The sequence below is a fragment of the uncultured Jannaschia sp. genome, from assembly GCF_947503795.1.
Taxonomy (GTDB): Bacteria; Pseudomonadota; Alphaproteobacteria; order Rhodobacterales; family Rhodobacteraceae; genus Jannaschia.
The window spans coordinates 1,583,668-1,605,740 of the sequence record NZ_CANNEZ010000001.1; the positions used below are offsets into that span (position 1 = coordinate 1,583,668).

The window sequence follows — 22,073 nt, forward strand, 5'->3', positions numbered from 1 at the left end:
ATCCAATGGCCGAGGCCGCTGCACATTGATGCCCGTCAAGGCGGGTACGGCCTCGGGCGGACAGGATCGACGGCATGTAGGGACGGAAAGGAAACCGCCATGTGTGCGCAACGGCTCGAGGTCCTCGATCACACCATCCAGCTCACCCACGAGTGGATCGACGAGTTGCGGGACCGGCTGGACTGGTCCAGCAGCCGCGACGCGCTGCGCCTGATGCGAACGGTCCTGACCGCCATTCGCGACCGCATTCCGCATGCGGAGGTCGCGCAGCTCTCCGCCCAGATGCCGCTGCTCATCCGGGGCATGTTCTTCGAGGGGTGGACGCCCGCGCGCACGCCAATCAAGGATCGCGATGCCGCAACCTTTCGGAACGCCATCGAGGCGAAACTGGGCGATGTCCAAGGCTACCGCGGCGAGGCGGATATCGCCGCCGTCTTCGCGACGCTGGCGAACCGCGTCTCCGAAGGGGAGCTACGGCAGGTGCGCCATGCCCTGCCCCGCGCAATCCGGGGGTTCTGGCCCCCCGACCTCGTGTGGACGGACGATTGAGCGGCGACGGATTCAATCCGACCCGGCAATCTGCGCAAGACGGTCTCGATCCAGCAGCACCACCCGCTGGATGCCGTCGAGGCGGATCGCGCCCGATCGGCGGAGCTGGGTCAGCGCGCGGCTGACCGTCTCGACGGTCGTGCAGAGGTAATCGGCGATATCCGCGCGCGGCATCGGCAGATCGATGGTCATGTAGCCGTCCCGAAGCGTGCCCTGATTCTCCATCAAATGCAGGAGGAACGAGGCCAGTTTTCCGCGCGCGCCGATCCGCGCCAGGAGCATGAGGTGATCCTGCAGGGCCACGATCTCGGCCAACGCGGCCTCGCGAAGTTCGTCGTGCAGACCGGGATCGGCGCCGGGCCCATCGAGCGCGGCCCGGCGATGCGCCGCCACGGTGGCCGGCGTCAGCGCCTCGCAATCGCTGTGATGCAGCCTGCCCGCGGGAAACCCCACGATGTCACCGGGATAGGCGAAGGCGACGACCTGACGGCGCCCCGTCTCGAGGAACCGCGTCAGCCGCAGGACCCCCGAGCGCAGCTCGAAAAGATGGGTCATCGCATCGGCCTCGCGAAAGAGCGTCTCGCCGGCGTCGAGTGTTCGCAGGGCCGTCGGACGCCCGGCGCGGAGCGTCCCATGTGGCCGGATCGCGTGCATCGCAGTCATGACGTGCCCCCTCTGGCAGTGGATCGGGGGAGCCTGCGCCGCGTACGTCGCTCGATTGCGGTCGCGAACGTATCGGATTGTAACGAGACGTCGTCCGCCCCAACCGGCAGACGGACGCCAAGGACGTGCGCGCGCCTTCCTCCACCCCGGTTCGTATCCATATAAGAGGACGAACCGTCGGGGGCCGCGATGACGCGCAAGACGATACTCATTGTCGATGATGACGAGAAGGTGCGCCGGCTGATCGCCCGGACGCTCGAGGCCGATGGCTTCAACGTCGCGGAAGCTGGTGATATCGCGTCCGCGCGGGCCTCGCTCGCCGCGGCACGGCCCAGCCTGGTGACGCTGGATCTCGATCTCGGCGGCGAGGACGGCCTCGACCTCGCGCGCGACATCCGGAGTGCGGGCAATATCCCCATCGTGATGGTCACCGGAAAGGGTGAGGTCATCGACCGCGTCGTCGGACTGGAGCTGGGCGCCGATGACTACATCGCCAAGCCGTTCCATGTCCGAGAGCTTCTCGCACGCGTCAGGTCCGTCCTGCGGCGATCCGCTTCGAGCGCTCCGACGCCGCCCGCGGATAACGAAATGCTCGACCTCGACGGACTTCGCCTGGATCTCGACCGAATGGAAGTTCTCTGCCGCGACGGGCGGTCATGCGAGATGACGACCGCCGACATTAAACTCATGCGGGCCTTTGTGGCGCACCCTATGCGGGTGCTGTCACGCGATCGCCTGATGGACCTGACGAATGGGGCGGAATGGTCCCCGCTCGACCGGACGATCGACAATCAGGTGGCCCGCCTGCGCCGCAAGATCGAGCGCGACCCGGCGCATCCGGACCTGATCCGTACCGTCCGTGGCGTCGGATACATGTTGTCCCAACGCCCCCGGACCAGCGCCTAGCGCGTCGCCATAAGTTCGGCGAAGGCCGCGGCGAGATCGGCCTGCCGATAGGGTTTTCGCAGCAGACGGGGATGCCCGGCGATCCCTTCCAGATTGGCCATGCCGCCCGAGAAGCCGGATGTCAGAAGGACGCCGATCTCGGGCCGCTCCGCCGCAAGCTTGGCCGCGAGCCCTTCGCCGGTCATGGGACCCGGCATCACGAGGTCGCTGAACACGATGGCGATATCCGATCGCGCATCGAGGACGTCCAAGGCCTCCTGCGCGTCGCTCGCGCCGATCACCTCGAAGCCGAGTGCGGCCACACGGCCCTCCGACAAGCGCCTGACGGCGGGGTCGTCCTCGACCACCAGCACGACGCGCCCGTCTCCGACCGTGCTCACCGGCACGGACTCGTCGGCGGTCGTGATCCCAGAGCCATCCGCCTTCGGGAAATAGAGCGCGACGGTCGTTCCCCGGTCCACCTCGCTGTAGATCATCACCGAGCCGCCGGACTGCCGCACGAAACCATAAACCATCGACAGCCCAAGCCCCGTGCCCTTGCCCGGAGCCTTCGTCGTGTAGAACGGCTCCAGCGCCCGCCGCTGCTGTTCGCGCGTCATGCCGCAGCCGGTATCGGTCACCGACAGCCGAACATACCGACCGGGTGCAATGTCGAAATCGTGCACCGCGAAATCGTCCTCAATCATGACATTCGCCACGTCGAGCCTCAGACGGCCGCCCTTGGGCATCGCGTCCTGGGCGTTGAGCGCCAAGTTGATGATCGCGGTCTGGAGCTGAACGGGATCCGCGTGGACGGGCCACGCGGCCGGGTCGGCGTTCATCTCGACCCGGAGCTGCGCGCTCAGCGTTCGGCGCAACAGGCGCATCGTCTCCTCCACCGCGTCGGCGAGATGGATCTCGACCGGCTTCAACTCGCCCTTGCGCGCAAAGAGAAGCAGCCGCGATGTCAGGTCGGCGCCCGCTTCTGCGGCCGACAGGGCATCGGCCAGCATGTCCCGCCCCCCGGCGTCGGATATCTTGCTTTCGAGCAGCTCCAGATTGCCGACGATCACCGTCAGCAGGTTGTTGAAGTCATGGGCGACGCCGCCCGTCATCTGACCGATCGCGTCCATCCGCTGGGACCGCGTCGCGGCCTCCTCCGCGGCGCGGCGGGCCGTCTGATCGTGCATGATCGCCACGAAGATCGGCCCCGTCGGCGCGTCGGTCCGACCGATCGACAGGTGCAGCGGGAAGGTCGTGCCGTCGCCGCGAAGGCCGGTCACCTCGCGTCCGATATCGATGATGCGCGACTCGCCCGTCTCGAGGTGATGGCTCATGTAGCCGCCATGCCGCGACGCGACATCGTCGGGCATCAGCATGGCGACGTCGCGACCGACCATTCGGTCCGCGCGTTGCCGGAACAGCCGCGAGGCCGCGCCGTTCACCCGAATGATGCGCCCGGACGCATCCGCAACCACGATCGCGTCCATGGACGTATCGAGAAGCGCATTCAGCAGCGCGCCGTCATCGACGTCGGTCCTCACGGTGTGTTCCATGCGCCGACGGCTAGCAGCAAATATGCGGGACGACCAAACCGCGTTGACGGAGAGACGGGTGGCCGGACGCATCGCGCGTCTGACCGCGCCGGGGCCGCGGCGCGCCGGAGCGCGCTCACGTGTCGGCGGCCCCGTGTGACACTGCGGTCGCGTCCTGGCATGGCGAACGATCCTTCTTCTCAACGCCTGAACTGACACGGGCGCGATCCGGGCGACTTGACCGGCGTCAATGCGCGCAGGCGGCCGATACGCGACGGTCGCGATGGAACGAAGGCCGCAATCGGGAGGATCACGATGCCACGCGCTTCAACGTCGGACAAAGCTCCACAGGTGACGGCCCCCGCGGTGCCGGAAGGACTGGCCATGGCGATGGCGCCATGGTTCGTCGCGACGCATGCGACGGCGGCCTGGATCGAAGGGCTCACGCAGATGAACGGCGAATGGGCGCGCTTCATGGGCGAGCGTCTTGGCCGGGATGCCGAGACGCAGCACGCGATCTTCGGGTGCAGCTCGCCCCTCGAAGCACAACAGGTGGCGACGGCGTTCATGCGCAAGACCATGGAAGACTACATGACCGAAGCGGTCCGGTTCTCCGCGATGGGCGCGCGGGTCGTCGATGCGGCGACCATGCGCACGAAGGAGACCACGTCATGCAAGTGAATGTCGGACAAGCGGACCGGATCATCAGGATCGTGCTGGGCTTCGCCCTGATCCTCGCGCCGCTTCTGAACCTGCCAGCGATCTGGTCGAGTGGCGTCTGGAGCTATGCCTCCATCATCATCGGAAGCGTCCTCGTCGTCACGGCCCTCGTCCGCATGTGCCCCCTCTATAGCCTCGCCGGAATTAACACCTGCAAGGCCTGACGGATCATCGACGGGGCCCCGTCAAGCGTGGAGCGACATATGGAAGACGGAACAGCGGGCAATCCGCGCGCGCCCCTCAACGGGACGTGCGGTGCCGCGGGCGCGCGCGGATCGCTGCTCGGTGGTCTGGCGAAAGCTACCGTCGCTCCCAATATCATGTGGCAAACAAAGATCGGGCGTCGTCGCGCTGTCCCGCCCCCGCGTCGCCCTCCGACCACGTTCCGCGAGCCGCATAGCCCATGCGCGCCGGGGCAGTCCGAATGACGCCGCTGCGCCTCGATTGGAGCGGCAACACGCTCCGCATCGCGGGCGGCCTGTCGATCACGAACATTGATGCGATTTCGCTGCCCGCCGACATGCAAACCGACCGCATCACGCTGTCTAACCTGACGCGCCTCGACACGGCGGGGGCCTGGCGTCTCCTCGACCTCGCTGAAACTCTGGGCGTCCCTCTCGAGGGCGCCGCGCCGCACCATGCCGCATTGATCGAAACGGTGCGCCGGAACCTCCCTCCACCCAAGGACCCGCCGGCGCGCCGCGACATGCGGACCGTCCTGGTCGGGATCGGGCGATCGGTCTGGACCCATCTGCGCGATCTGGCCGAGCTGACGGCGTTTCTCGGGGCATTCGTGGTCGAGGTTCTGCGTCTCCTGCGTCGCCCGGCGCGTTTGCGGACGACATCGCTCACCCATCACATGCAGGCCGCGGGGCTCGACGCGGTGCCGATCGTCACGTTGATGGCGTTCCTCATCGGAATCGTCATCGCGTTTCAGGGCGCGTCGCAGCTGCAACGTTTCGGTGCGGAAATCTTCGTGGTGGACCTCATCGCGATCTCGGTTCTCCGCGAGCTCGGGATCCTGCTGACCGCCATCATCGTGGCAGGTCGATCCGCGTCAGCGTTTACAGCGTCCATCGGTTCGATGAAGATGCGCGAGGAGATCGACGCGCTGCGCGCGCTGGGCCTCGACCCCATGACGATCCTTGTGGCGCCGCGCATCCTGGCGCTTGTCCTTACCCTTCCGATCCTTGCAATCCTGGCCGATGCCGCGGGACTGGCCGGGGGTGCGATCATGGCCTGGTTCGACCTCGGCATCCCGCCCGGGGCCTTCGCGGCGCGGGTCGCCGGCGGGATCGGTCCGTGGCACCTTGCCGTCGGGCTGATCAAGGCACCGGTCTTCGCGCTCATCATCGGCGTCGTCGGCTGCCGCAACGGGCTCGATGTCGGCGGCGATGCGGAAAGCCTGGGGCGACTAACCTCCGCCTCGGTCGTCGCAGCGATATTTCTGGTGATCGTCGCCGATGCCGTCTTTTCGGTCTTCTTCGCGGTGATGGGCATATGATGACAGACCCGATCATCCGCGTTCGCGGTCTGACGACCCGCTTCGGCGATCACGTCGTACACGAGGGGCTCGATCTCGACGTCCGGCCCGGAGAGATCCTCGGGGTCGTCGGCGGGTCGGGCACCGGAAAATCCGTTCTCTTGCGTCAGATCATCGGATTGCTGACGCCGGCCGAGGGGCAGATCGAGGTTCTGGGCCAATCGGTCACGGACACGGACCCCGACACGGTCCGCGCCTTGCGGCGACGATGGGGCGTGATGTTCCAGGGCGGCGCGCTCTTCTCCGCCCTGTCGGTGCGCGAGAATGTCGAGGCCCCCATGCGCGAACAGCTCGACCTGCCGGACGACATCCGGGAGACGCTCGCCGGGATCAAGGTTCGCATGGTCGGCCTGCCCGAAGACGCGATGTCGAAGCCCCCGTCGGCCCTGTCGGGCGGCATGCGCAAGCGCGCGGGCTTTGCGCGGGCCATCGCGCTCGACCCTGAGATCGTCTTTCTCGACGAGCCGACGGCCGGGCTCGACCCGATCGGTGCGGCGGCGCTCGACACGCTGATCGCACAACTCAGGGACGCGCTCGGCCTGACGGTGTTCCTGGTGACCCACGATCTCGATACGTTGCACGCCATCTGCGATCGCGTTGCGGTCCTCGCCGACCGTCGCGTCCTTGCGGTGGCGCCGCTGGAGGAGCTCCGGACGCATGAAAACCCTTGGATGCGCGACTACTTCGGCGGCCCGCGCGGCCGTGCCGCGCTTGGAGCCACCTGATGGAAATCAAGGCGAACTTCCTGCTCATCGGTCTCTTCACCCTTGCCGGGATCGGCGCGGTCCTCGCCGCGTTCCTCTGGCTCGGGGCAGTCCGGATCGACCGCGACGTCGCGCGCTACGGCATCCTGTTTCGTGATGTCTCGGGGCTCTCGGCGGCGGGCGAGGTGGTGTTCAACGGATTGCCGGTCGGCCGGGTCGCGTCGCTCGGCCTGCACGGCCCCGATCCCTCGCTGATCTATGTCGAGGTCGAGGTCGACGCCGCCACACCCATCCGCACGGATACGGTTGCGCAACTCACGACCGCAGGGGTCACCGGCGTGTCCTACATCGCGCTGATCGGCGGGACGACGGAGGCGCCCCTGCTCGCGCCCGGAAGCGAGGGGCCACCACTCATCCCGTCGCGGCGCGCGGGCCTCCAATCCCTGATGGCCGACGTACCGGGCCTGGTCGAGGAAGCGGCCTCCCTCGTCGGTGATCTCAGGGCCATGACAGGGCCGGAAACGCAGGCAGGCGTGGCGCGCATCGTCGCCAATCTCGACGGGGCTTCGGAGAAACTCGACGCGACGCTCGACGGCATGGCGGGCCTGACGGAAGGATTGGGTGCGGCGGCAACGCAGATCGCGGGCCTCGGGGACACCATCGCGGCGCTGGAGGGCGATGTGCGCGGCACGTTGGCGCGCGCGGACACCGCGCTCATCGCCGCGACCGAAGGGTTCGACGCGCTGACGCCGGCGGTCGCCGATGCGCGCGATGTCATGGACGGCGCAGAGACGCTACTGGCCGAGGATCTCCCCGCCACGCTCCGCGTCTGGCGAGACAGCGGAGACCGCCTCGAGCTTGTGCTGGCCGAAGCGGAGGCGGGTGTCTCGTCCGTCAGGCGCATGTCGGACGCGGTCGGGGAACTCGCCACCGGGGACGGCGCAGCGCTTCTGGCATCGGCGCGCACGGCGCTCGACACGGCCGGTCCCGCGCTGGGCGAGGAGCTTCCCGCGGCACTCGCCGATCTGCGTGCCGCCGCCGGCGATGCGCGGACGGCGATCGAGCGCGTCTCCGGGGACGTTGCCGCCGCGACGGCGCAACTCGACCCGCTTGCCAGCGAGGCCCGCGCAGCACTGTCGGAGGCGACGTCGCTGATCGCGCGCGCCGAGCCGAGCCTCGACGCCCTCGACGCAGCGCTCGCCTCCGCCGACGGTGCCTTCACCGCCGCCAGCATCGTGATCGAGACCGATATCGGGCCGGCCATGGCCGATCTGCGCGGAGCGGCCACCGCCATCGCCCGCGATCTCCCCGAGGTTACCGCGCGCGCTGACGCGGTGTTGCGAAGCATCGGCGGCGCGGTCGATACGCTGGCCCCGGCGCTGCGAACCTTCGGGACGGCGACCTTGCCCGAGTACGGACAATTGGCGCGCGATGGACGCGCGCTTGTCCGGACCATTTCGGACGAGGTTCGACGACTTTCGCGCGATCCCGCGCGCTTCATCCAGGGTGGACAGGTGCCCGAGTACCGGAGGTGACGACATGACTGCCCTGCCCCGCCGCGCATTCATGGCCGGTCTGGTCGCGACCCTGCCCGGTTGCGCGACCCTCGGTGCGCTGGATGCCGCATCACGCCCGCGTCCGACCTTTGAACTGACGCCAGTTCCGGGCCGGAGTGGGGCCCGGCGCGCGCTGACGCTCGCCGTGGTGCTGCCCGACGCGCCCGCCGCCATCGACACCGACCGCATCCTCGTCAAGCCGGACCCCCTGTCGGTCGCCTACCTGCCCGATGCGCATTGGACCGAGCCGGTGCCCGCGCTGGTCCAATCGCTCGTCATACGGTCCGTCGCCGCGACGGGGCGAGTGGGCCATATCGGAGCGGCCGAGGGCGGTCCCGTGCCCGATGTGGCGTTGATCCTTCGGATCGACGCATTCCAGGCCGAACCGACGGACGGGATCGCCGAGATCGCGGTGCGGATCGCCCTCTCGGCGACACTCATCCGGGACCGGGACCAGCGATTGATCGCGTCGCGCGAGTTCAGCGGCACCGCCGTGGCGCCTTCCGAGGCCCCTGTCGATCTGATTCCGGCGTTCCAACGGGCCATCGACGGCATCCTGCCAGCACTGGCAGACTGGACGGTGGCTGCGATATGACCCGCGCCATGATCGAAGACTGGACCGCCCGCTTTCCGGGTCTCGCGCAACTCGAACGGCCGATCCGGGACCTCCTGCTGGCACGGGGCCGTGTCGTCACCTTGGACGAGGGCACGCTCGTGTTCGGGCCTGGCAAGTCGCCGGAGAACATGCTGTTCCTGCTCGATGGCAGCGTGCGGGTGCAGCAGGTTTCCGAAACCGGCCGCGAGATCGTTCTCTACCGGATCCACGCGGGCGAAAGTTGCGTGCTCACGACCGCCTGCCTCCTCGCCTATGACGACTACTCCGCCGAGGGCGTTGCCGAGACGCCCGTTCGCGCCGCCGCCATCCCGCGGACCCTGTTCGACGAACTGGTCGCGACATCGCCCGCCTTCCGCAGCTTTGTCTTCGCCGCCTTTTCCAAGCGCATCACGGACCTGTTCCTCGTAATCGACGAGGTCGCCTTTCAGCGCATGGACGTCCGCCTGGCCGCGACGCTGATCGAGCTGTCCGAGGGGGCCGAGACGCTGGACACGACGCATCAGAAGCTGTCGGTCGAACTGGGCACGGCGCGCGAAGTCGTCTCGCGGCAGCTTACGGAGTTCCAGCGTCGCGGCTGGGTGCGACAGAGCCGCGGTACGATCCACCTGCTCGACCGCCCGGCGCTGCACCGGCTGGCCGACGAGGGGTGAACGAACCCCGCGCCTTACGGTGACAAAGTCACCGACGCGCAAGGCATGACGACGCAGAATGCGGGAAACGACGAGAGGTTTCCCCGATGGCCCTGCAACTCATCCCCGACACGGTCCTTCAGGTCCTTCCCGGATTGGCCCAAGCCGCCATATCCGCGGACCCCGCCGTCCCCCGCGCCGCCGCCACGCAGGCCGTGGCGCTCGCTCAGGAGGCGTTCGCCTTGATGGCCGTCAACGCGGCCCCGCTCGCGCTGTCTACGGTTTGAGCATGGAGACCGCCTTCACCCCCATGCAATCGCTTCTGGGCGGCGCGTTGATCGGGCTTTCAGCCGTGATGCTCATGGGGCTCATGGGCCGGATCATGGGTGCGACCGGCATCCTGTCGGGGCTCGTGGCGCCGATCGACGGACGTGAATTCGCCTGGCGCGCGGCGATCCTCGCGGGGATGGTCACAGGCCCCGCGATCGTTCTTCTGGCGACCGGCGCGATGCCCGTCATCCAGGTGCCGGTCTCGGCGCCGACGCTGGTCGTGGGCGGCCTGATCGTAGGGATCGGCGCGACCTACGGGTCCGGCTGCACCTCGGGGCACGGCGTCTGCGGAATGGCGCGGCTGTCGCCGCGATCCGTCGCGGCAACGCTCACCTTCATGGCGACCACCGCGGCCACGGTCTTCGTGATCCGCCACGTGATGGGAGGCTGAACGATGCGCCTGATCGCAAGCTATATCGTAGGCCTCGTCTTCGGGGTCGGCATCTCGATTTCGGGGATGGCGAACCCCGCGAAGGTGCTCAACTTCTTCGATATCGCCGGAAGCTGGGACCCCAGCCTTGCCTTCGTCATGGGCGGCGCGCTGTTGGTGACCTTCGTCGGCTACAGATGGGTTCTACGCGCGGACGGACCGCTTCTGGACACGCGGTTCCTGATCCCGACCCGCTCGGATCTCGACCCGCGCCTGATCGGCGGCGCAGCCCTCTTCGGCGTCGGATGGGGCATCGCGGGCTTCTGTCCCGGCGGCGCGCTGCCAGCGCTCGGCACCGGGACGACGGACGTGTTCATCTTCGTCGCCGCCGTCATCGCGGGCATCTGGATCGCCCGTAATCTGGACCGCCTGACCCGAACACCCACACCCCATACCTGAGGAGAGGATATGATGACCTATCCCATCGACATGACGACCCGCCCCAAGGTCGACGGCTTCTTCGACGAGGCCACCAACACGATCAGCTACATTATTCAGGACCCGGCCAGCGACCACTGCGCCATCATCGATAGCGTGATGGACATCGACTACGCCGCCGGGCGCATCACCTACGACCACGCCGACAAGCTGATCGAGGAGGTGCGCCGCCGCGGCCTGACGCTGGACTGGATCATTGAGACCCATGTCCATGCCGACCACCTGTCGGCCGCGCCCTACATCCAGGAGAAACTGGGCGGGAAGATCGGCATCGGCGCTGAGATCGTCACCGTTCAGGACACGTTCGGAAAGGTGTTCAACGAGGGCACCGAGTTCCAGCGCGACGGCTCGCAATTCGACGCCCTGTTCTCCGACGGTGACATCTATGAAATCGGCAGCATGACCGCATTCGCGATCCACACGCCGGGCCATACGCCCGCCTGCATGACCCATGTGATCGGTGACGCCGCCTTTGTGGGCGATACGCTCTTCATGCCCGACGGCGGCTCCGCCCGTGCCGACTTTCCGGGCGGTGATGCGGGCGTGCTCTATGACAGCATCCAGAAGGTGCTGGCCCTGCCGGACGCGATGCGCCTCTTCATGTGCCACGACTATGGACCGAATGGGCGCGACATCGCTTGGGAGACCACGGTCGCGGAGGAAAAGGCGCATAACATCCATGTCGGCGGCGGCACGACCCGCGCCGCCTTCGTCAAGATGCGGGAGGAGCGCGACGCGACGCTTGCCGTTCCGAAGCTCATCCTGCCGTCCCTGCAGGTGAACATGCGGGCGGGCGAAGTGCCCACCGACGCAGAGGGCAATCCGGTGCTGAAGGTGCCGGTCAACGGGATCTGAGGGGCGGGATCATGGATATTCGCACACTCACGCCCCGACTATCTGTCGGACCGCAGATCGACCCCGGCGATCTGAAGACCCTTGCCGCGATGGGCTACCGTGCCGTCATCTGCAATCGGCCCGATGGCGAGGCCGCGGACCAGCCGACCTTCGAGGAGATCGCCGCCGCCGCGCGTGCGGAGGGGCTCGAGGCGCGGCACGTGCCGATCGTCGCCGGTCGGGTCGAAGATGCCGACGTGGTGGCGTTCGAAGCCGCCCTGACGGAGCTTCCGGGACCGGTGCTCGCATATTGCCGCACGGGCACCCGGTCGACCACGCTCTGGTCGCTCAGCCGGGCGGGTGTACTCAAGCTGCCCGACATCCTCGCGATCACGAAGGCGGCCGGATACGACATGGGGGGCGTGGTGCGCCGGATCGCGAATGGCGGGCAGACCCCGACCGACCGGTCCGATGCGCGGTTCGACATCGCGATCGTCGGTGGCGGGGCTGCGGGCATCGCGGTGGCCGCCAGCCTTCGGAAACGCCAGCCCGATCTCGACGTCGCCATCATCGACCCGGCCGACACGCATTACTACCAGCCCGGTTGGACGATGGTCGGCGGCGGCATCTTCGAAGCGGCCGAGACCGTTCGAACGATGGGCTCCATCATTCCCAAGGGCGTGCACTGGATCAAGGCGGCCGTGGCCGCCTTCGAGCCGGAGGCGGATGCCGTCATTCTCGATGGCTGCCGGGTCCTGCGCTACAAGCATCTCATCGTCTGCCCCGGCCTCAAGCTCGACTGGCATGCCGTGGACGGTCTGGTCGAGACGCTCGGGCGGAACGGCGTCACCTCGAACTATCGCTACGACCTGGCCCCTTACACGTGGGACCTTGTGCAGGGCCTCAAATCGGGCCGCGCGATCTTCACGCAGCCGCCCATGCCGATCAAATGCGCGGGCGCGCCGCAAAAGGCGATGTACCTCTCGGCCGATGCCTGGCGCCGGCGTGGGGTTCTGGGGGACATCGAAATCCACTTCGCCAATGCCGGCGGCGTTCTCTTCGGGATCGCGGATTACGTGCCCGCCTTGATGGAATATGTCGAACGCTACGGTGTGGCGCTGGATTTCCACCACAACCTCGTCGCCGTCGACGGACCGAACCGGATCGCCACCTTCGACGTGACACCCCCCGTTGCCGAGACGAGGCGCGTCAAGATGGCGTTCGATATGCTTCACGTATGCCCGCCCCAGGCCGCGCCCGATTTCATCCGCGTCTCGCCCCTTGCCGATGCGGCCGGATGGGTCGATGTCGATCAGGCGAGCCTCAGGCACCGGAGTTGGGACAACATCTGGTCCCTTGGCGACGTGATGAATGCCCCCAACGCCAAGACCGCCGCCGCCGCACGGATGCAGGCGCCGATCGTCGCCGCCAATATCGACGCCGCCATGCGCGGTCGTGGTCCGGTGGCGCGGTACAACGGCTACGGTTCCTGCCCTCTGACCGTGGAGCGAGGGAAGATCGTGCTGGCCGAGTTCGGATATGGCGGCACTCTCCTGCCCAGTTTCCCCGAGGCTCTGATCGACGGCACCCGGCCCAGCCGTGCGGCGTGGCTCCTGAAGGAGAAGATCCTTCCGCCGGTCTACTGGCGCGGCATGCTGAAGGGGCGCGAATGGCTCGTGCGGCCCGAGCCTGTCACGGTCGACTGATCACATGGGCTTTGCGCGATACCTTCCGGTCCTCGACTGGGGTCGGCGTTACGATCGTCGCGATCTGGGCGGAGACGCGCTCGCAGCCGTGATCGTCACGATCATGCTGATCCCCCAATCGCTGGCCTACGCGCTGCTGGCCGGTCTGCCGCCCGAGGCAGGCCTCTACGCCTCGATCGTGCCGATCCTGCTCTACGCCATGTTCGGCACATCCCGCGCCTTGGCCGTCGGCCCCGTCGCGGTCGTATCGCTTATGACGGCGGCCGCGCTGGGCGATGTGGTGGCGCAAGGGACCGCAGGTTACGCGACGGCCGCGCTGACGTTGGCCGGGCTCTCGGGCGTGATGCTGCTGGCCTTCGGCCTGCTCCGGCTGGGTGCGATCGCCAACTACCTGTCGCACCCGGTCATCTCGGGCTTCATCACGGCGAGCGGGCTCCTGATCGCGGCCAGCCAGTTGCGGCATGTGATGGGCATCGAGGCCCATGGCCACACGCTCCCGGTGCTGCTCGGCTCGCTGGCCGAGAATGTCCGTGACACGAACGCCGCCACGTTCGCGCTCGGGCTCGGGACGACGGCGTTCCTGTTCTGGGTCCGCTCGGGTCTCGCGCCGCTGCTGCGCCGGCTCGGCCTGACCTCCGGGGCCGCCGGCACCCTCGCCAAGATCGGGCCCGTCGCCGCCATCGCCGCCACCACTTGGGTCGTCTGGCAGTTCGACCTGCAGGCGATGGGCGTGGCCGTCGTCGGAGAGGTGCCCCGCGCCCTGCCACCCCTCACCCGGCCCGACCTTTCGCTCGACCTCGTCCGGCAGCTTGCCCTGCCCGCCGCGCTCATCTCAATCATCGGGTTCGTCGAGTCGATCTCGGTCGCCCAGACGCTCGCCGCCAAGCGCCGCCAGCGCATCGACCCGGACCAGGAACTGATCGGTCTCGGGGCGGCCAATATCGGCGCGTCGCTGACCGGGGGCTTTCCGGTGACGGGTGGCTTTTCGCGGTCGGTCGTCAATTTCGACGCCGGCGCCCGCACCCCCGCCGCCGGGGCCCTCACCGCGGCCGGACTGGCGCTCGCGGCGGTGACGCTGACGCCGCTCATCCATTACCTGCCGAAGGCGACGCTCGCGGCGACGATCATCGTCGCCGTCCTCAGCCTCGTGGATCTGGATCTCCTTCGCCGTGCCTGGATCTATGCAAAGGCCGATTTCGCCGCCGTCGCCACGACCGTCACGCTCACCCTTCTGCTGGGTGTGGAAGTGGGCGTATCGGCGGGTGTCGCCCTCTCGATCCTGCTGCACCTCCACCGCGCCGCGCGACCCCATATCGCCGAAGTCGGGCGCGTCCCGGGCACCGAGCACTTCCGCAACATCCTCCGCCATGAGGTCCTGACCGACCCACGGATCGTGAGCTTGCGCGTGGATGAAAGCCTCTGGTTCGCGAATGCGCGCTACCTCGAGGACCATATCCAGGCCCGCATCGCCGACGACCCGACGATCCGGCATGTCGTCCTGCAATGCGCGGCGATCAACGAGATCGACCTCAGCGCTCTGGAATCCCTCGAAGCGATCAACGCTCGATTGGACGAGATGGGGGTGGCGCTGCATCTCTCCGAAGTGAAAGGCCCGGTCATGGACCGTCTGCGCCGCGGCGATTTCCTGTCGCATCTGTCGGGACGCATCTTCCTGTCGCAGCACGATGCGGCATCGGAACTGGCGACGGGCTGATCGGTCGCAGAACAAGAATGTCCCGGTGCAATAGACGGGGCTGACGATCCGGGATCGGCCGGGCATCGGATCGACCAAACTTGCGCCCGCCACCGACGCGAATCGAGAGGCTCTCGTAAACCGTTGGCCAAGCCGACATAACGGCACACCCTGCCTGCCAAGCGAAGAACCGCCGTAGCGGATCCGGGGCGGCCCAACCTGTCGGCGCGGGGGTCGGGACGGGCCGGAGCGCCTTTTTTTCCAGACGTCTAGGCCACGACCGGCGCAGCCACGGTCCGGTCAGATCCGCGAGGGCTGGACCCTTCGCGTGCCGCGACTCCGCCGATGGCACGGGGCCGTTCGGGGCCGACATTGCCTGCCTTCGGGGCCGGCGATAGGCTCAAACGATCGAAATGACCGCGTTGTCTGGTGCCTTGTCGCTTCGAATCCGCGCCACCCGTTCAGGACCGCGCGTGCCAGGGCAACCCGGTCCCCGAAGTAGTGTTACGATTATCGCCATGGGGTCCAAATCAACGCAGCTTCAGGTGGCGCCCGAACGAAGCCGGCAAAGCAGCGACGCCTGACCGTGTTCGAATGGCTCCTCCGCTGCGTTCTCGTCACGTTTCTGGTCGTGACCGGCACAGCCGTCCTCGGCCAGGATGCCGCCGAAGCCCCAACGGATTTCTCTGATTTCGATCACAGTGCCACCGGGTTCGACCTGACCGGGGCCCATCGCGGCGCGACCTGCGAAAGCTGCCATATCGACGGCAATCTCGTCGATACGCCGCAAACCTGCGTCGGCTGCCACAACAACCAGATGGTGGCCGGAAAGCCCGCCGCGCACCCGCCCGCATCCGACAGTTGCGCCCAATGCCATACGGCGGAGAACTGGCGACCTTTCGCCTTCGATCACAGCCTCGCGGATCGGGACTGCGTCGCGTGCCACAACGGCGCGAATGCCAGCGGCAAGTCCGCCGATCACCTCGAGACCGCCGATACCTGCGACAGCTGTCACATCACGACCACCTGGACGGATGTGCGCTTCGATCACGCCGCCGTCTCGGGCGCTTGCGCCAGTTGCCACGATGGCGGCGCCGCCATCGGCAAGCCGGGCAACCACATCCCCAGCAGCAATACCTGCGACGACTGCCACGTCACGACCACATGGACCGACGTGCGGTTCGACCATGCCGCCGTCTCGGGGGCCTGTGTCACCTGCCACAACGGCAACACCGCCACGGGTAAGCCAGGCAACCATGTCCCGAGCAGCAATAGCTGCGACGATTGCCACGTAACCACCACATGGACGGATGTCCGCTTCGACCACGCGGCGGTCACCGGGGCCTGTGTCGCCTGCCACAACGGCGGCACGGCCACCGGCAAGCCCGGTAACCATATCCCCAGCAGCAACTCTTGCGACGACTGTCACATCACGACGAACTGGACCGACGTGCGGTTCGACCACGCCTCCGTCACCGGGGCCTGCGTCAGTTGCCACAACGGCAGTACCGCGACCGGCAAACCCGGCAATCACATCCCCAGCAGCAATAGCTGCGACGATTGCCACGTCACGACCACCTGGACCGATGTGCGCTTCGATCATGCCTCGGTCACCGGGGCTTGCGTCACATGCCACAACGGCAGCACCGCGACCGGCAAGCCGGGCAACCATATCCCGAGCAGCAACTCCTGCGACGACTGCCACAGCACGACGACCTGGACCGATGTGCGCTTCGATCACGCCTCTGTCACCGGCGCCTGCGTCACCTGTCACAACGGCAGCACCGCGACGGGCAAGCCGGGCAACCATATCCCCAGCAGCAATACCTGCGACGACTGCCATGTCCCAAGCACCTGGACCGACGTGCGCTTCGACCATGCCGCCGTCACCGGGGCCTGCGTGACCTGTCACAACGGCAGCACGGCCACCGGCAAACCCGGCAACCATATCCCGAGCAGCAACACCTGCGACGATTGCCACCGGCCCACGTCCTGGACCTCGGTCTCGGTCGATCACAGCTCGGTGGTCGGGGCGTGCGTCACCTGTCACAATGGCGGCTTCGCCGAAGGCAAGCCCAGCGATCATCCCCGGTCCTCGAACGCGTGCGACGACTGCCACAACACGTCGGACTGGGATGATTGACGTCACCCCAAATCGGACCGCGGGACGGATGCGTAGGACTGGCGCGCTGGCCGCCCTCTGTGCTGCGTTGGCCTTAACGCCGGCGGCCAAAGCACAGTCCCTGCTGGTCGATGCCGAGGCGAGCTTCGATGCCGCCCGCGTGTGCCCGACCCTCGTCGTGCGCTTCGCTTCGCCGCTGGACCTGCTCGTGCAATCCGGCGGCCAAGGCGCGTCCCGGATCGATCTGATCCTGCGCCCCGACGGGGATGATGCCACCGAGATCCTCGAATTCGACGCACCGGTCACCCTGCCTGCACCGTCGTCGCCCGCATTGGGGGCCACGCGCATCGCGCTGGAGCAATCCGGGGCCGATCTCGTCCTCAACATCACCTTCGCGCGGCCGGTCGTCACCGAGGCGACGATGGCGCCCGATGGTCGGACGGTCTCGGTCGCGGTCGCCGAGGCCGGGGGTGCCAGCGCCTGCCTGAACTCCCTGACCGGGGGCGGGCCGCAGGTGACGTCCGACCCGCCTGCCCCGGACGCCCCGATCAATGACACCGACGACGACCTGGCCGGGATCGAGGCCGATTTCGTCGAGGCCCGCGCGGCCATCACCGCGCAGAACTACAATCGCGCGATCCAGTTGCTGACCCGCATCCTGTCCGCGCCGGAGAATGAGCGCAGCGCCGAGGCGCAGGAGCTGTTGGGCGTCGTCCGGGAGCGCAACGACCAGTTCGCGCAGGCCCGGGCCGAATACGAGATCTACCTGGAGCGCTATCCCGACGGCGACGGCGCGACCCGCGTCCGCCAGCGCCTGACGGCCCTGCTGACCGCGCAGGGCGCGCCGCCCGCACCCCTGCGCACCGCGACGGACGGCACCCCGGCGCGGCCCAACGAAGAGGTGGATTCCACGGACGCCCCCCCTGCCCTCGATCAGGCGGCGGCGCGGCCGCGTCCGCTCACACCGGCCCGCGACACCCGCCGCCCCATCGCCGATCCCGACGAGGCGGAAGAGGAGAGCCTTCCGAAGCTCGAATATTCTGGCAGCTTCACCAGCCGGTACTTCTTCCGGCAGGAGACGGCACGCATCTCGGATTTCGATACGGCCCGCCGGTCGGTGGACGACTTCGTGCTTCAGAACTCGCTCGTGAATGGTGTGAACTTCCGCGGCGTCTACGAGACCGCGGACTACATCCTGTCATGGCGCGTGGACGGCGCGCTCGAGTTCGCGTTCGACGACGAGGAGGAGAATGTCCGCTTCTCGCGCCTCTACGTGGACTACGATCCGAAGCACTCCGATCTTTCCTATCGGTTCGGGCGCCATCTCGTCCGGTCGGGCGGGGTGTTCGACCGATTCGACGGCCTGACCGCAAGCTGGCGCCGCGACGAGGCGTTCAGCGCCCATTTCCAGATCGGCTCGCCGGTAGACAGCGTCCGCGACCCCCTGTTCGAGTTCGACCGCCTGACCTACGGCATCAGCCTGGAGTTCGAGGAGGTCTTCTCGCACACCGACCTCAGCATCTACGCCTTCGAGCAGCGCGCCGGTTCGGTGGTGGATCGCCGCAATATCGGGTTCGAGCTGGAATACGAGGACGACGTCTTCTTCGCGAGCGCCGCCGTGGACTACGACATCTCCCTCGACAAGCTGAACTACGCGCGGATCTCCGCGACGCGCCGGTTCGAGGACCGCTCCACGCTGACCTTCAGTCTCGACTACGTCCAGTCGCCCACGCTCGCGCTGACCAATGCCGAACAGGGCCAGGCGGGCCAGACGCTGGACCAGTTGCTGGAGACCTTCACCCTGGCCGAGGTCCGGCAATTCGCGCTCGACCGCACGACCGCGTCGCGATCTGCCACGCTGTCGTATTTCCGACCCTGGAACGACACGTGGCTGTTCAACGCGGATGCCACGGTGTTCCAGACAGAAGGCAACCCCGCCTCGGGGGGCGTGCCCGCAATCGCCGCGCCGGGAACGGATGTCTACGCGTCGATTGGCGTCTTCGGGTCGGGTGTCTTCTCGGAATCCGACGTACTCAGCGCGTCCCTGCGCTATGCGGACACCTCGTCTGCCACGCTCGGGCTGATCGACGCGTCCTACCGCTTCAGGCCGACAGACCGGCTGCGCGTCCGGCCGCGCCTGCGGCTAGGCCACCGGGACCTGAAGGCGAGCGGCGGGACGGAGATCTTCGCGGTCCCGTCGGTGACGATCGACTACGAGGTCAGGGACAGCACCCAGTTGGAGCTGGAGGTCGGCGGACGCCTGTCCCGGACGCGGACGCCCACGACACTCGACAACCGCACCGAGACCTATGCCTTCTTGGGGATCCGGCAGGAGTTCTGAGGCGAGCCTAGTCCAGCAGCGCCACGACCACCGGATTTCCCGCCGCAAGGGCAAGATCGCGGGCGCGGTGACGGTCCTGGTTGCGCAGCCCCTTGTCGGCCCCCGCTTCGATCAGCAATCCGACGACCTCGCGCGCGTCGGCCTGCGCGGCCAGCATCAGCGCCGAGTTGCGCTTGGCATTGCGCAGGTCGATCTCTGCGCCCGCGCCGATCAGGCTCTGGACGGCATGGGAATTGCCTTGCCGGGCGGCGATCATCAGGGCCGTGTTGCCCGTCTCGGTGGCGGCGTTCACATCCGCCCCGGCCTTCAGAAGCAGGGACATCATCCCGGTCTGCCCGAAGCGCAGCGCTGCGTGCAGCGCCGTCTCGCCCTCGTGATCCGCATGGTCGATCGCCACGCCGGTTTCGATCAGGAACGATGCCGCGGGCCTGTTGCCCGCCGCCGCAGCGTGCCACAGCGCCCCGCGCCCGTCCGCGTCGATCAGATCGAGCGGCAATCCCCGTTGCAGCAGCATGTCCAGGATCTCCGGCCCGCCGTTCTGCGCCGCCGTCGTCAGGAGGTTCATCCGCAGTTGGGGATCTTCGGCCGGGAAGTCGTGCTTGAGCAGGAGAAGGGCGACCCGCGTCTGCCCGGCCCCGAGCGCATGGCCCAGCGGGCGCGTGCCGTCGGCATCGGCCAGATAGCTCCGCGCGCCGTGCTGCAGCAGGTGCCAGACCACCGTGTAGTGCCCCGCCTGCGATGCGAGGGCCAGGGCCGTCCGACCCTCCGCGTCCTGGAAATTGAGATCGGCACCGGCCTCGACCAGCGCCATGGTCGCCTTGATCTGACCCGTCTCGGCCGCGTGCATCAGCGCGGTGCGCCCCTGCTTGTCGGTGCCGTCGATCACTGCGCCGTCGTCCAGCAGCGCTTCGGTCACCTCGTCTTCGCCGCGCCGTGCCGCTTCGATCAGAAGGGTCCAGCCCAGATTATTCGCGATCTCGGATACCTCGCGTTCGGTCTCTTCGACGCTCTCCTCCACCGCCGCATGGTCGGCCTCCTTCTCGGCGACCAGCGCGCGGTCCAGCTTCGACAGCAACCGTGCGGCCAGCGCGTGACCCTCAGCGGCGGCGGTGGCGACCCACGTCCGACCCGCCAAGGCATCCTCCTCGGTGCCGCGTCCATCCAGCAAGAGGTTGCCGAGGCTGTATTGCGCATCGAGATGGCCCGCTTCAGCAGCTTGTTTCGTCAGGTCGAAGGCCATCCGCTCGTCTTGGCGCACGCCGCGCCCGTCGCGGTAGAGCGTGGCGAGAATGAACGAGGCTTCGGCGTGCCCCTCCGCCGACAGGTCCGCCAGGGTCTCGGCCGCCTCGGTATAGTTGCGTTGCCGGACCGCCGTCTCGGCCGCCTGCATCCGCAGCGCGTCGCCGGGACGCTGTTGCACGTTGGCGGCGGCAGGCGCGGCCAGCGCGACGAAGGCGAGGAGAATCGTTGTTCTATGCAGTGCCATGTTTTGTCTCGACCGTGATTCCGATGGATTTGAGAAACGCGGTCGGCAGGATGCCCCCCGCGCAGACGATGACGGCATCGTTGGGCAGACGCGTCATATCGCCCGCCTGTTCGATTTCGACATGCGCCGCGTCGATCTTCTTGACGTTGGAGCCGAGGATGACGTTGAGGCTGCCATCCGCCTCGGCCGCCTCGAGCTTCTTGCGGTTCTTCGGCTTCACGCGTGAGAACGCGGCACTTCGATAGGACAGCGTCACATCGCTCTGCGGTAGCTCGGCGATGCTGGTCGCGGCCTCGATGGCGCTGTCGCCGCCGCCCACCACCAGCACCGACTGCCCCTGATACTGTTCGGGGTCGGTCAAGCGATAGACGACCTTGCTCTGCTCCTCGCCCTCCACGCCGAGCTTCCGGGGCGTCCCGCGCCGACCGATCGTCAGAAGCACGGCACGCCCGCGATGTGTGCCTGCGGTCGTGGTGACCTCGAAGCCGTCGCCATCGGGTTCAATCGCCGTGACGCGCTCCTCGAAATTGATCTGAAGACCCGTGTCGGCGACCACCTTCTCCCAGAATTCCATCAGGGCTTCCTTGGTCGTCTCGCGGAAATTCGCCTTTCCGTAGATCGGCAGCGTGACGGGCGCCGTCATCACCAGCTTGCCGCGCGGGAAGTGCGAGACCGTTCCGCCAAGCGTCTCCTGCTCGACGATGACGTAACTCAGGCCCTTTTCCATGGCACCCAGACCGGCGGCGAACCCGGCCGGACCGGCACCCACGATGACGACGTCGACTGCACCCGGCGCGGCCGGGGCCTTGTGCTTCGCGATCTCGCCGAGCGCCTGCCGCCCCTGTTCGATCGCGTTGCGGATCAGCCCCATACCGCCGAGTTCTCCGGCGATGTAGATGCCCGGCACGTTGGTCTGGAAGTCCGGCCCAACATGCGGAATGTCCATGCCCCGCTCCGCCGTTCCGAACACCAGAGTGATGGCGTCCATCGGGCAGGCCTGCGCGCAGGCACCATGACCGATGCAGTTTGCCGGCTCGACCAGTTCGGCCTTGCCGTTCACGAGGCCGAGGATCCGGCCCTCGGGACAAGCCCGCACGCAGGCCCCGCAGCCGATGCAGGTGGTCGGATCGATCACCGGATGCAGCGAGGCGGGCTGCGTCAGACCGGCGGCGTGCGCCTCCGCCTTCTGGGTCTGCGCCGTGCGTTCGCCGCGTTGCCGCAGAACCACGAACACGACCCACACCAGCACGAGGGGCACGGCATAGATGAGAATTGTCGATACGGGCAGGTCGT

21 protein-coding genes are annotated in these 22,073 nt (G+C 67.6%); 17 read left to right on the plus strand and 4 right to left on the minus strand.

Annotated features, from left to right (window positions below; translation table 11 throughout):
• Window positions 1-99: 99 nt before the first annotated feature.
• The gene (locus tag Q0833_RS08340; protein WP_298432438.1) at window positions 100-549 is read left to right on the plus strand and encodes a DUF2267 domain-containing protein; all 450 of its coding nucleotides are present in this window, start codon (window positions 100-102) and stop codon (window positions 547-549) included.
• Between the two features lie 12 nt (window positions 550-561).
• Here the strand turns inward: Q0833_RS08340 and Q0833_RS08345 are convergent, their stop codons facing one another.
• The gene (locus tag Q0833_RS08345) at window positions 562-1,212 is read right to left on the minus strand and encodes a helix-turn-helix domain-containing protein (RefSeq protein WP_298432443.1); all 651 of its coding nucleotides are present in this window, start codon (window positions 1,210-1,212) and stop codon (window positions 562-564) included.
• Window positions 1,213-1,401: 189 nt separating this feature from the next.
• On the opposite strand from Q0833_RS08345, the gene Q0833_RS08350 reads away from it, so the two are divergent.
• Complete coding sequence (locus Q0833_RS08350) at window positions 1,402-2,118, plus strand: response regulator (RefSeq protein WP_298432447.1); 717 nt, start codon at window positions 1,402-1,404, stop codon at window positions 2,116-2,118.
• Here the strand turns inward: Q0833_RS08350 and Q0833_RS08355 are convergent.
• Window positions 2,115-3,653 carry an ATP-binding protein gene (locus tag Q0833_RS08355; protein ID WP_298432450.1) on the minus strand — a complete coding sequence of 513 codons (1,539 nt, stop codon included), beginning with the start codon at window positions 3,651-3,653 and terminating at the stop codon, window positions 2,115-2,117. The two genes, Q0833_RS08350 and Q0833_RS08355, sit on opposite strands and share 4 nt — an antisense overlap.
• 294 nt (window positions 3,654-3,947) lie before the next feature.
• Between Q0833_RS08355 and Q0833_RS08360 the strand changes: the two genes are divergently transcribed.
• From Q0833_RS08360 to Q0833_RS08430, 15 genes are all read left to right on the plus strand, one after another.
• Window positions 3,948-4,313 carry a hypothetical protein gene (locus tag Q0833_RS08360; RefSeq protein ID WP_298432453.1) on the plus strand — a complete coding sequence of 122 codons (366 nt, stop codon included), beginning with the start codon at window positions 3,948-3,950 and terminating at the stop codon, window positions 4,311-4,313.
• The gene (locus Q0833_RS08365; RefSeq protein ID WP_298432457.1) at window positions 4,304-4,516 is read left to right on the plus strand and encodes a DUF2892 domain-containing protein; all 213 of its coding nucleotides are present in this window, start codon (window positions 4,304-4,306) and stop codon (window positions 4,514-4,516) included. Before Q0833_RS08360 ends, Q0833_RS08365 begins: the two co-directional genes overlap by 10 nt.
• Before the next feature lie 260 nt (window positions 4,517-4,776).
• On the plus strand, window positions 4,777-5,856 hold the full coding sequence (locus Q0833_RS08370; protein WP_298432459.1) for an ABC transporter permease: 1,080 nt from the start codon (window positions 4,777-4,779) through the stop codon (window positions 5,854-5,856).
• Complete coding sequence (locus tag Q0833_RS08375; protein ID WP_298432462.1) at window positions 5,853-6,620, plus strand: ABC transporter ATP-binding protein; 768 nt, start codon at window positions 5,853-5,855, stop codon at window positions 6,618-6,620. The genes Q0833_RS08370 and Q0833_RS08375 overlap by 4 nt, the downstream gene beginning before the upstream one ends.
• Complete coding sequence (locus Q0833_RS08380; protein ID WP_298432465.1) at window positions 6,620-8,134, plus strand: MlaD family protein; 1,515 nt, start codon at window positions 6,620-6,622, stop codon at window positions 8,132-8,134. Before Q0833_RS08375 ends, Q0833_RS08380 begins: the two co-directional genes overlap by 1 nt.
• Before the next feature lie 4 nt (window positions 8,135-8,138).
• A complete protein-coding gene (locus tag Q0833_RS08385) occupies window positions 8,139-8,750 on the plus strand; it encodes an ABC-type transport auxiliary lipoprotein family protein (RefSeq protein WP_298432468.1) in 612 nt (203 codons plus the stop codon).
• On the plus strand, window positions 8,747-9,421 hold the full coding sequence (locus tag Q0833_RS08390) for a Crp/Fnr family transcriptional regulator (protein WP_298432471.1): 675 nt from the start codon (window positions 8,747-8,749) through the stop codon (window positions 9,419-9,421). Before Q0833_RS08385 ends, Q0833_RS08390 begins: the two co-directional genes overlap by 4 nt.
• A gap of 86 nt (window positions 9,422-9,507) precedes the next feature.
• Window positions 9,508-9,687 carry a hypothetical protein gene (locus Q0833_RS08395; protein ID WP_298432475.1) on the plus strand — a complete coding sequence of 60 codons (180 nt, stop codon included), beginning with the start codon at window positions 9,508-9,510 and terminating at the stop codon, window positions 9,685-9,687.
• Window positions 9,688-9,710: 23 nt separating this feature from the next.
• Window positions 9,711-10,121 carry a YeeE/YedE family protein gene (locus Q0833_RS08400; RefSeq protein WP_298432478.1) on the plus strand — a complete coding sequence of 137 codons (411 nt, stop codon included), beginning with the start codon at window positions 9,711-9,713 and terminating at the stop codon, window positions 10,119-10,121.
• 3 nt (window positions 10,122-10,124) lie between these two features.
• Entirely contained in the window at window positions 10,125-10,559 is a 435-nt protein-coding gene (locus Q0833_RS08405) for a DUF6691 family protein (protein WP_298432481.1), read from the plus strand.
• A gap of 9 nt (window positions 10,560-10,568) precedes the next feature.
• Window positions 10,569-11,453: an MBL fold metallo-hydrolase gene (locus tag Q0833_RS08410; protein WP_298432484.1), complete on the plus strand. Its 885-nt coding sequence runs from the start codon at window positions 10,569-10,571 to the stop codon at window positions 11,451-11,453.
• 11 nt (window positions 11,454-11,464) lie between these two features.
• Window positions 11,465-13,138 (plus strand): bifunctional protein tyrosine phosphatase family protein/NAD(P)/FAD-dependent oxidoreductase, encoded by a 1,674-nt coding sequence (locus Q0833_RS08415; RefSeq protein WP_298432487.1) that lies wholly within the window; start codon window positions 11,465-11,467, stop codon window positions 13,136-13,138.
• 4 nt (window positions 13,139-13,142) lie between these two features.
• Window positions 13,143-14,852, plus strand: a complete 1,710-nt coding sequence (locus Q0833_RS08420) for a SulP family inorganic anion transporter (RefSeq protein ID WP_298432490.1) — start codon at window positions 13,143-13,145, stop codon at window positions 14,850-14,852.
• 565 nt (window positions 14,853-15,417) lie between these two features.
• The gene (locus Q0833_RS08425) at window positions 15,418-16,974 is read left to right on the plus strand and encodes a hypothetical protein (protein ID WP_298432493.1); all 1,557 of its coding nucleotides are present in this window, start codon (window positions 15,418-15,420) and stop codon (window positions 16,972-16,974) included.
• 28 nt (window positions 16,975-17,002) lie between these two features.
• On the plus strand, window positions 17,003-19,294 hold the full coding sequence (locus Q0833_RS08430) for a hypothetical protein (RefSeq protein ID WP_298432496.1): 2,292 nt from the start codon (window positions 17,003-17,005) through the stop codon (window positions 19,292-19,294).
• A 7-nt stretch (window positions 19,295-19,301) separates the two neighbouring features.
• On the opposite strand, the gene Q0833_RS08435 is transcribed toward Q0833_RS08430, so the two are convergent.
• Both Q0833_RS08435 and Q0833_RS08440 read right to left on the minus strand, forming a co-directional pair.
• Window positions 19,302-20,780 carry an ankyrin repeat domain-containing protein gene (locus Q0833_RS08435; protein WP_298432499.1) on the minus strand — a complete coding sequence of 493 codons (1,479 nt, stop codon included), beginning with the start codon at window positions 20,778-20,780 and terminating at the stop codon, window positions 19,302-19,304.
• Window positions 20,767-22,038, minus strand: a complete 1,272-nt coding sequence (locus tag Q0833_RS08440; protein ID WP_298432503.1) for an NAD(P)-binding domain-containing protein — start codon at window positions 22,036-22,038, stop codon at window positions 20,767-20,769. Before Q0833_RS08440 ends, Q0833_RS08435 begins: the two co-directional genes overlap by 14 nt.
• Window positions 22,039-22,073 lie beyond the last annotated feature (35 nt).